The organism is Bacteroides ihuae (assembly GCF_900104585.1).
In the GTDB taxonomy this organism is placed as follows: domain Bacteria; phylum Bacteroidota; class Bacteroidia; order Bacteroidales; family Bacteroidaceae; genus Bacteroides; species Bacteroides ihuae.
Map to the genome: position 1 here is coordinate 1,361,051 of NZ_FNVX01000006.1, position 9,709 is coordinate 1,370,759.

Consider the following 9,709-nt stretch of genomic DNA (forward strand, 5'->3'; position numbering starts at 1 on the left):
AATTAATTTCATGGCGATATTAGCATTTCAAAAACCTGATAAAGTATTAATGTTGGAAGCGGATCCTAAATTCGGGAAGTTCGAATTTCGTCCGTTGGAACCCGGTTTTGGTATTACTGTAGGTAATGCATTGCGCCGTATTCTTCTTTCCTCATTAGAAGGTTTTGCTATCACTACTATTAGAATAGAGGGTGTGGAGCACGAATTTTCTAGTGTGTCTGGAGTGAAAGAAGATGTTACTAACATTATCTTGAGTCTTAAACAGGTGAGGTTCAAGCAAGTTGTTGAAGAATTTGAGAGTGAAAAGGTTAGTATTACAGTTGAGAATTCAAGTGAATTTAAAGCAGGTGACATAGGAAAGTATTTGACTGGATTTGAAGTGTTAAATCCTGAATTAGTTATTTGTCATTTAGATTCTAAAGCAACGATGCAGATTGATATTACAATTAACAAAGGTCGTGGTTATATTCCTGCTGACGAGAATCGTGAGTACTGTACAGATGTTAATGTAATTCCGATTGATTCAATTTATACTCCTATACGTAATGTTAAATATTTAGTAGAAAATTTTCGTGTAGAGCAAAAGACTGACTATGAGAAACTACTGATTGAGATTACAACAGACGGCTCTATTCATCCAAAAGAGGCGTTGAAAGAAGCCGCAAAGATTCTTATTTATCACTTTATGCTATTTTCTGATGAAAAAATAACCTTAGAAAATACAGATGTTGATGGTAATGAAGAATTCGATGAGGAAGTTTTACATATGCGCCAATTATTGAAGACCAAACTGATTGATATGGATTTATCTGTTCGTGCTCTCAATTGTTTGAAAGCTGCTGATGTAGAGACGCTTGGAGATTTAGTTCAGTTTAATAAAACTGACTTGTTAAAGTTTAGAAATTTTGGAAAGAAATCGCTTACTGAGCTTGATGATTTGCTAGAAAGTCTGAATCTTTCATTTGGAACAGATATCTCAAAATACAAATTAGAAAAAGAATAATAAAAAATGAGGCACAATAAAAAATTTAATCATTTGGGTCGTACTGCTTCTCATAGATCTGCTATGTTATCCAATATGGCATGTTCTTTGATTAAGCACAAAAGAATCACTACGACTGTTGCCAAAGCCAAAGCTTTGAAAATGTTTGTTGAACCTTTAATTACTAAGTCTAAGGATGATACGACTAATTCACGTCGTGTTGTTTTTAGTAATTTGCAAGATAAATTAGCTGTTACTGAGTTATTTAAAGAAATATCAGTGAAGATTGCAGATCGTCCAGGAGGGTATACGCGTATTATTAAAATTGGCAATCGTCTAGGTGATAACGCAGAAATGTGTTTTATTGAATTAGTTGATTATGATGATAATATGGCTAAAGAAAAAGTAACAAAGAAATCTATTCGTACTCGTCGTTCAAAGAAAGTGACTGATGAGGCAGTACTTGAAATAGAAACTACTCAAACAGTTGAAGAGAGTAAGACGGACGTAGATTGATTAGTGGCTTGAGTGAGGCTTTTAAGCTTTCTTATCTCCTAATCTAAATGTTCTCTCAGGATATTTGCTGTTATTCAAATAAGCAAGAGATTGTGTCAAAAGTAGGGCACTCTCTTGCTTATTTGTTTTCTATACTTATGGCACATGTGATATGATTTAATTTTGTACGCGTTTATATTCGGCTCTTAAAGGGTCACTTTATCTTCTTGAGGATTTAACATTTGATTAAAAAGCTTATTTTTGTCAGATGAAATCAAATCTCCTCCTTAACTCACTCGAAGTTTTATTTTTATATCTTCCCTCAGACTGCCAGGATTCTTTTGATGTCACGGCCTACAGCAGCACGGACACCAATAGATGTTTTTTATGTTGGAGAACATAAAAGAAGACTCTTTTTTGTTGATTATTCGCAAAAAGGTAGTAATTTTGCGCTCTCAAATTGATAACCAACCCCTAACTAATAACATTATGGAATTAATAAAACTCTTTAAAGAAGGAGACTGGAGTAAAGAAATCAACGTCAGAGACTTCGTTAGTAATAATATTACGCCGTATGATGGTGACGCTTCTTTTCTACAAGGACCTACTGAAAGAACGATGCACGTATGGGATGTTTGCCTTAAAGCTATTGAAGAAGAAAGAGCTAATAACGGTCTTCGTTCGCTTGATAATAAGACTGTATCCACAATTACTTCTCATAAAGCAGGCTATATTGATAAAGAAAATGAATTAATTGTTGGTTTACAAACTGACGAATTGTTAAAGCGTGCTATTAAACCATTTGGTGGTATCAATGTCGTTGCTCGAGCATGTCATGAAAATGGTGTTGAGGTAGATGAAAAAGTAAAAGAAATCTTTACTCATTATCGCAAAACACATAATGATGGTGTGTTTGATGTTTATACAGACGAAATTCGCTTATTTCGTTCACTTGGTTTTCTTACTGGACTACCCGATAATTATGCACGTGGGCGCGTAATCGGTGACTATCGTCGATTAGCACTTTATGGAATTGATCGTTTGATTCTGGCTAAACAAGAGGATTTACGTAATCTTTTGGGGCCGATGACGGAACAACGCATTCGCTTGCGCGAAGAAGTGGCCGAACAGATTAAGGCACTCAAGGATATGAAGGTAATGGGTGAATATTACGGACTGGATCTTAGTCGCCCTGCTCTTTCAGCCCAAGAAGCTGTACAGTGGGTATATATGGCTTATCTGGCAGCTGTAAAAGAACAAGATGGGGCTGCAATGTCTTTGGGAAATGTTTCTTCGTTTCTAGATATTTATCTAGAATATGAATTGAGTAAAGGTCTTATTGATGAATCTTTTGCTCAAGAGCTTATTGATCAATTTGTTATTAAGCTACGTGTGGTGCGCCATTTGCGTATGCAATCTTACAACGATATATTTGCTGGTGATCCAACTTGGGTAACTGAAGCTATCGGTGGGCAATTCAATGACGGACGCCATAAGGTAACAAAAACTTCATTCCGATTTTTGCAAACGTTATATAATTTAGGAGCTTCTCCAGAACCAAACATAACTGTGCTTTGGTCACCTGCTTTACCCGAAGGCTTTAAAGTTTTCTGTGCAAAAGTGTCTATTGATACTTCCTCTATTCAATATGAGAATGATGATTTAATGCGTTCTGTACGCCATTCTGATGACTATGGAATTGCTTGTTGTGTTTCTTTCCAAGATATAGGTCGGCAGATTCAGTTCTTTGGTGCACGCGCCAATTTGGCTAAGGCATTGTTACTTGCTATTAACGGTGGACGTTGTGAAAAAACAGGCACAGTAATGGTGAAAGGCATTCCGGTGTTAACAAGTGATACGCTGAATTATGATGAAGTGATGGCAAATTATAAAGTCGTATTGAAAGAGATTGCCCGCGTTTATAATGATGCGATGAATATCATTCATTATATGCATGATAAGTATTATTATGAAAAGGCACAAATGGCTTTTATAGATACAAACCCACGCATCAATTTGGCTTATGGAGCAGCGGGTCTCTCAATTGCGGCAGATTCATTGTCTGCTATTAAATTTGCAAAAGTGACTGCACATCGTAACGATATAGGATTGACTACTTCATTTGATATTAATGGCGAATTTCCCTGCTATGGTAATGATGATGATCGCGTAGATGAATTGGCAGTTGGCTTGACGCATTTATTTAGTGAAGAGCTTAGTAAATTACCAATTTATAAAAATGCTCGTCCTACATTATCTATATTGACTATTACATCGAATGTAATGTATGGCTCAAAAACTGGGGCCACACCAGATGGTCGTCTGAAAGGAGTTCCTTTTGCTCCGGGTGCTAATCCCATGCACGGGCGCGATTCTAAAGGCGCAATTGCTTCGTTGACTTCGGTAGCAAAGATAAAGTACGAAGATGCACAAGATGGTGTAAGTAATACCTTCTCTATTGTTCCAAAATCGCTTGGTGTGACTGAAGAAGACCGTATAGATAATCTTGTAGGAATGATGGACGGATATTTTAGCAAAGGCGCCCACCATTTGAATGTGAACGTGCTGAACCGCGAGATGTTAGAAGATGCAATGGAGCATCCAGAGAATTATCCACAACTTACAATTCGTGTTTCAGGTTATGCTGTTCATTTTGTAAGTTTGAGTCGTGAGCATCAGTTGGAGGTTATTTCCCGTAGCTTCCATAATAAAATGTAAGATGGTGATAAAAGTTCATTCATATGAATCAATGGGAACATTCGACGGGCCGGGTCTTCGGCTCGTCGTTTTCCTTCAAGGTTGCAACTTCTGTTGCTTGTATTGTGCTAATCCGGATACAATTTCAGTTGGTGGAGGAATAGTCACTGAGCCTGAAGAAATTGTGCGTATGGCTCTTAGTCAGAAACCCTTTTTCGGAAAAAAGGGAGGAATTACTTTCTCCGGTGGAGAACCGACATTGCAAGCTAAAGCACTCATCCCAATTTTTCGTAAGCTTAAGGAAGAAGGCATTCACACTTGTCTGGATAGTAATGGTAGTATCTGGAACGAAGATGTTGAGGAATTGTTTGGATTGACAGATTTGGTATTGCTTGATGTGAAACAATTTAATGCAATACGTCACCGATCACTGACAGGACACAGCAATGAACAAACGTTATGCTTAACATCTTGGTTGGAAAAGCAACGCAAACCTTTTTGGTTGCGTTATGTTTTGGTACCAGGCTACAGTGATTTTGAAGAAGACATTATTAGCTTAGGCGAAGCTCTGGGAGGCAATCAAATGATTCAACGGGTTGAAATATTACCTTACCATACGCTTGGTGTGCATAAGTATGAAGCTATGAAACAAGAGTATCTCCTGCAGGAAGTAAAAGAAAATACACTTGACCAAATCGAGCATGCAGCCAATTTATTCAAGCGCTATTTTCCAACTGTATATGTCAATTAACAATTCTTCTTCACTAATAAGTAAACCTAACTCCAGCTTGTATATTCAGATTGCATGGAGTTTCTTTTCGAATAGTTTCTACGTCGGAACCATCGTTAAAGAAGTAAGCTATTCCAGGTTCTGCATAAATACCTATATGTTTGCTTACATTAAGCTGTGCTCCTATGCCGCCTGATAACGACCATTGTAATGACTTCACTGTTAGTTTTTGTGATCCAATTTTTCCATAAACAGACTTTTCTACTAATCCTCCACCAGTAAGGTATAAGGTAAATTTATCCTTACTCATAAAATCCCAATTGGCTCGCAATGGGATACCAATGTAGTGCAACTTTTGTTCAGTCCTTCTGGTATGTTCTGCTAATCTTACATCAGAAGAAAGTAGGGTATACGTAATACCCGTTTCCACCGAAAAATGACTGAGTAATTGTTTACGTATTGATAGCCCAAAAGTAATTGGCTGGTGGTGTTCTATGTTGGCTATATCATATTCCAGATAAGGTACCCCTTCCTTGAATACTATTGTTTGATTATTAGGTACCTCCATCATCCCATCATTCATCATCGATAGGTTAAGTCTATCCCCAGCTGACACATCATCGTTGGTGTTTGATATACCAGAAATATTCGTTACAGAAACTCCTATAGTCCATTTCCTGTTTTTAACTGAGGAAGTATTAACTGGTATTTGAAATTTATCTCTTCCCGAAGGCTTTCTAATGTTTTTATCTGGTTTCTTAGTAGAAGTAATATTTCCATCTTTTTGCGTTAACTTCTTTGTTTCTTGCTGCGCACTTTGATCATCTGCCATTGCATTTTGTTTCAATCCTTTTTCGATGGAAAGAATTTGCTCTTCATGCTCTTCGTAACCTCTTGTTGGAGCTTTCTTTGGCTGAGCCTTTATGAGTTGTGCTATATTATGCATTGGCGTCATTTTTGTGACAGGAATGCTTGGCTCTGAGACTAGAGGAAGTACGTCGGGGCTTTCGGCCAGAGTTAGTGATCTTTGTTGCATTTCTTCTGCAATAGGGGCGTTGAGGAAATATATGCTTACCGACGTTGCAATAAATAAAGTTACTGCAGCGGCTATCCACCAATTATAGGAAGATATACGTCGTTCACTGACGGTTTGGAGTAATTCTTTCTCCAATCGTTGCCAGCCATCGGGAGGATAAGGTTCGGAATAATCCTTAAGAGACTCCCGCAGCTTCTTTGTCCATAATTCATTATCTTGTTTCACCATATATTATACTGGTTTCGCTAACTATTCTTATTTATATACTCTTTAATCCTCTTTGCTAGTACTTGTTTTGCACGAAATAGTTGAGAGGCTGATGACTTTTCGTTAATGCCCATTAATAACGCAATCTCTTTGTGCGATTTTTCTTCAAACATATAGAGATTGAATACTGTACGATAGCCTGGTGAAAGTTCAGCTATAAACTCCATTAATATTTTCTTTGGTATAGTTTCGATGTCTGAGGCTTCTGGTTGCTCACTAACTTCCGGAACGTCATCAATATTTATAGCCAGACTCATTACATCGTTTTTTCGCAGAAACTGTAAAGCCGTATTTGCCATTACTTTATCTATCCAGGCTTTCAAAGATCCCTCACCTCGCCAAGAAAATTTGTCGAAAGAGCTGAGAATTTTTATAAATCCATCGTGCATCACATCTTGCGCTGTATCTCTATCGCCTACGTATCGCAGGCAGATACCAAGCAATCGCCCTGCATAGCGCTCATAAAGTTCTTTGCGGGCAGAGTTTTCTCCTCGCCTGCAATGTTCTACCAGCTCAAATTCTTCCATTCTTTCAGACACGTGTTTACTTATATAAATGTAACAAAGCCAAAAATACTGCATATTAGATGGCAACGTTTTTTTTTGTTATCTATTTAACAAAGGTTAATGCAATATTCACTTCATTCATGCATTTTTTAGATACACAGAAAGATAAATGTATAATATTAAACAACTGCATGATTTATGAAAAGACTTAAATTTGCTATTTTTATTTTAGGTTTGGCAATGTTGCCGTTTCTCCAGTCTTGTCTTGATGATGATAAAGATGGATATTCATTGGCTATCTCTACTGTAAAAGTGATAGAGGGTCGAAATTTTTATTTTGCTATTGATGGTGGAGAAAAAATGCTCCCCGGAGATACTACTAACATTCATAACTATAAGCTAAAAGATGGACAGCGAGCGTTTGTCTACTTTAATCTATTAGAGGATAAAGTGTCGGGTTATGATTATAATGCCAAGATAGAGCACGTTGAGAATATTCTGACAAAGGGAGTAATCCCTTTGACAGCAGCTACAGCCGATAGTATTGGTGATGATCGCATTAATGTTACTGAAATCTGGATAGCTGGTGGATACTTGAATCTCGAATTTCAGATATTGGGAACGAGTTCTCCTCAAAAGCTTCACATGGTTAATTTAGTGCAGAATGAAATGATTGACGATAGTGCAGAAGAAGGGTATATTAATCTTGAATTTCGTCATAATGCTTATAATGACAACCCAGATGGGTTAGGAAATGGTATCGTTTCTTTTAAAATAGAGAGCCTTGTTCTGAATGCAGAAAAGGGATTGAAAATACGTGTGAATACTATTAATGATGGAGTGAAATATTATAAAGTGGATTTTCCTACAGTCCTTAAAAGTTTGAATGTACAGAGGTCAGGGACTTATAATGCACTTGTAAAATGGATTTATTGATTCAGTATTGAAAACCATATTTGTATGCAGAAAGGGTGAATAGCGCTAGGATAATATCTTAGCTGTTTACCCTTTTTGAATTGTTCTAAATGGATTCTCTTATACAAGGTGTTGAACAGCTTGTAAACTAAGCATTTCTTTGGGCACAGCGGATTGTATCTCTTTTTTTAAGACCTTTAATAGGGCGTGTCTGATGAAATTCTTATTTGTAACGAGGACGATTTGTCTGGTGGGACGTGGAACTGCGAATGGACGGACTAGCTCTTTTTGCTCACTACTAAGTTGTTGTACTGCCAATCCCGGAATAAATGTGATTCCCTTGCCACTTTCTACCATACGCATAAAGGTTTCCATGCTGCCTAATCTATAAGCCATTTGACTGACTTTTACCGTTTCCATCTGGCAAAAACGTATTAATTGATCGCGGAAGCAATGTCCCTCGTCCAGTAACCATAATCGTTCTCCTGTTATATCGGATGTACGTATTAGGTCGTGTTTAAATAATGCTTCTTTTCGAGAAACATACCCGTAAAATTCTTCATAAAACAATGTTTCTCCACAGAAGATGTTTTCTTCGGGTAAGTTGGCTATAATAGCAGCGTCAATTTCTTCACTAAGTAAGCTTTTTCTGATGTCGTTTGTTTTCATTTCAGTAACTCGTATATCCATTTCGGGATATTGCTCCATTATTTGCGGAAAGAAGCGTGGTAGGAGGTAAGGGGCTATAGTTGGCAGCACTCCTAGTCGGAATGTTCCCGAAAGTAATTGTTGCTCCTCATTGATAATCTCTTTTACGTGGGATGCTTGCGCCAGTATGATACGGGCTTGTTTCAGCACCTTTTCTCCTACAGTTGTGGGGCATATAGGCTGTACGTTACGATCGAAAAGTTTAACTCCTAGCTCATCTTCTAGTTTTTGAATCATAGCGCTCAGTGTTGGCTGTGTTATGTTGCAATGATCGGCTGCTTTACCAAAATGGCGGAACTGATCTACTGATAAAATATACTCTAGCTGTTGAATGGTCATTGGTTATTTAGAGTTTATAGGGTTCATCGAATGCGTCTATGCAAAGATAGAAATTATCAGTTGGACATCCATTGCTTTTTAGCCTATCTTTGTAGCAAAGAAAAGAAATAGTATAAACATTAAAATGAATGATTATGAAAACTTTAGATTATATCAAATTGAATGAAGAGGGAGTTGATAATGTGGTAACCTCATTGCAGCAGTTGTTGGCAGGCTTCCAAGTCTATTATACTAATCTGCGTGGATTTCACTGGAATATTAAGGGACACGATTTTTTTGTTTTGCATAGTAAATTTGAAGAGTTGTATAATGACGCTGCTGAAAAAGTAGATGAACTAGCAGAACGTATACTAATGCTGGGTGGTATTCCGGTGAGTAAATTCAGTGATTACCTTAAAGTTAGTAGGGTGGTGGAAATAGATGGAGTAAATCATGGAGAAGAGGCACTGAAAAATATCCTTGATTCATACAGCTACTTCATTTCAGAAGAGCGCAAACTACTTTCTTTAGCATCTGAAGTAAAAGATGAAGTGACGGCAGCTCTGATGAGTGATTATTTGAAAGGACAAGAAAAGATGGTGTGGATGCTTACTGCATACAGCGCTAAGTAGAGAAAGTTAGGTACACTTTAATTTATTATTAGTGTTGCTCTTAAAATAGGATAAGCCACTGTTTTTCAGTGGCTTATCTGACAAATAGTCGGAATGAGGCGATTCGAACGCCCGACCCCTACGTCCCGAACGTAGTACGCTACCAACTGCGCTACATTCCGCTGGTTTGCGGATGCAAAGGTAGGGCAAAAAATTAAAAGGCCAAATGTTTACTAGAAAATATTGCAAAATATTCTCCATGCTATTGTGGTATTAAAAAAAACATTTATCTTTGCACCCGCAATCAAGCAAGGTGCCATAGCTCAGTTGGTAGAGCAAAGGACTGAAAATCCTTGTGTCCCCGGTTCGATTCCTGGTGGCACCACCTTTTAAAAAGCAGTTACATAACAGTAGCTGCTTTTTTTGTGTATTAAATGTATGTTT

At 37.5% G+C, this 9,709-nt stretch carries 9 protein-coding genes and 2 tRNA genes; 7 read left to right on the top strand and 4 right to left on the bottom strand.

The window, feature by feature from the left end:
* The first annotated feature begins 10 nt into the window (after window positions 1-10).
* The 4 genes from BQ5338_RS16340 to pflA all read left to right on the top strand — a co-directional run bounded on the left by BQ5338_RS16340 (window position 11) and on the right by pflA (window position 4,925).
* Window positions 11-1,003 carry a DNA-directed RNA polymerase subunit alpha gene (locus tag BQ5338_RS16340; RefSeq protein WP_071147809.1) on the top strand — a complete coding sequence of 331 codons (993 nt, stop codon included), beginning with the start codon at window positions 11-13 and terminating at the stop codon, window positions 1,001-1,003.
* Between the two features lie 6 nt (window positions 1,004-1,009).
* Window positions 1,010-1,498: a 50S ribosomal protein L17 gene (rplQ, locus tag BQ5338_RS16345; protein WP_071147810.1), complete on the top strand. Its 489-nt coding sequence runs from the start codon at window positions 1,010-1,012 to the stop codon at window positions 1,496-1,498.
* A 468-nt stretch (window positions 1,499-1,966) separates the two neighbouring features.
* Window positions 1,967-4,195 (top strand): formate C-acetyltransferase, encoded by a 2,229-nt coding sequence (gene pflB, locus BQ5338_RS16350; protein WP_071147954.1) that lies wholly within the window; start codon window positions 1,967-1,969, stop codon window positions 4,193-4,195.
* 1 nt (window position 4,196) lies between these two features.
* Window positions 4,197-4,925, top strand: coding sequence for a pyruvate formate-lyase-activating protein (gene pflA, locus BQ5338_RS16355; protein WP_071147811.1), 729 nt, complete (start codon window positions 4,197-4,199; stop codon window positions 4,923-4,925).
* 13 nt (window positions 4,926-4,938) lie between these two features.
* Here pflA and BQ5338_RS16360 read toward each other — a convergent pair whose 3' ends face one another.
* A complete protein-coding gene (locus tag BQ5338_RS16360) occupies window positions 4,939-6,168 on the bottom strand; it encodes a porin family protein (RefSeq protein ID WP_071147812.1) in 1,230 nt (409 codons plus the stop codon).
* Window positions 6,169-6,185: 17 nt separating this feature from the next.
* A complete protein-coding gene (locus BQ5338_RS16365; RefSeq protein WP_071147813.1) occupies window positions 6,186-6,734 on the bottom strand; it encodes an RNA polymerase sigma factor in 549 nt (182 codons plus the stop codon).
* Between the two features lie 177 nt (window positions 6,735-6,911).
* Here BQ5338_RS16365 and BQ5338_RS16370 point away from each other — a divergent pair, with 177 nt between their 5' ends.
* Entirely contained in the window at window positions 6,912-7,649 is a 738-nt protein-coding gene (locus BQ5338_RS16370) for a NigD1/NigD2 family lipoprotein (protein ID WP_078063526.1), read from the top strand.
* A 99-nt stretch (window positions 7,650-7,748) separates the two neighbouring features.
* Here BQ5338_RS16370 and BQ5338_RS16375 read toward each other — a convergent pair whose 3' ends face one another.
* Window positions 7,749-8,675 (bottom strand): hydrogen peroxide-inducible genes activator, encoded by a 927-nt coding sequence (locus BQ5338_RS16375; RefSeq protein ID WP_071147815.1) that lies wholly within the window; start codon window positions 8,673-8,675, stop codon window positions 7,749-7,751.
* Between the two features lie 134 nt (window positions 8,676-8,809).
* Between BQ5338_RS16375 and BQ5338_RS16380 the strand changes: the two genes are divergently transcribed.
* A complete protein-coding gene (locus BQ5338_RS16380) occupies window positions 8,810-9,286 on the top strand; it encodes a Dps family protein (protein WP_071147955.1) in 477 nt (158 codons plus the stop codon).
* A gap of 88 nt (window positions 9,287-9,374) precedes the next feature.
* Here BQ5338_RS16380 and BQ5338_RS16385 read toward each other — a convergent pair.
* Window positions 9,375-9,447: transfer RNA gene (locus BQ5338_RS16385), tRNA-Pro, on the bottom strand.
* Between the two features lie 130 nt (window positions 9,448-9,577).
* Between BQ5338_RS16385 and BQ5338_RS16390 the strand changes: the two genes are divergently transcribed.
* Window positions 9,578-9,650 (top strand) — tRNA-Phe (locus BQ5338_RS16390).
* Window positions 9,651-9,709 lie beyond the last annotated feature (59 nt).

Excerpts from the sequence above, each read along its gene's own strand:
- BQ5338_RS16360 (WP_071147812.1), bottom strand. The coding sequence starts at position 6,168 with ATGGTGAAACAAGATAATGAATTATGGACAAAGAAGCTGCGGGAGTCT.
- rplQ (WP_071147810.1), top strand. The coding sequence starts at position 1,010 with ATGAGGCACAATAAAAAATTTAATCATTTGGGTCGTACTGCTTCTCAT.
- BQ5338_RS16380 (WP_071147955.1), top strand. The coding sequence starts at position 8,810 with ATGAAAACTTTAGATTATATCAAATTGAATGAAGAGGGAGTTGATAAT.
- BQ5338_RS16340 (WP_071147809.1), top strand. The coding sequence starts at position 11 with ATGGCGATATTAGCATTTCAAAAACCTGATAAAGTATTAATGTTGGAA.
- pflA (WP_071147811.1), top strand. The coding sequence starts at position 4,197 with ATGGTGATAAAAGTTCATTCATATGAATCAATGGGAACATTCGACGGG.
- BQ5338_RS16375 (WP_071147815.1), bottom strand. The coding sequence starts at position 8,675 with ATGACCATTCAACAGCTAGAGTATATTTTATCAGTAGATCAGTTCCGC.
- BQ5338_RS16370 (WP_078063526.1), top strand. The coding sequence starts at position 6,912 with ATGAAAAGACTTAAATTTGCTATTTTTATTTTAGGTTTGGCAATGTTG.
- BQ5338_RS16365 (WP_071147813.1), bottom strand. The coding sequence starts at position 6,734 with ATGGAAGAATTTGAGCTGGTAGAACATTGCAGGCGAGGAGAAAACTCT.
- pflB (WP_071147954.1), top strand. The coding sequence starts at position 1,967 with ATGGAATTAATAAAACTCTTTAAAGAAGGAGACTGGAGTAAAGAAATC.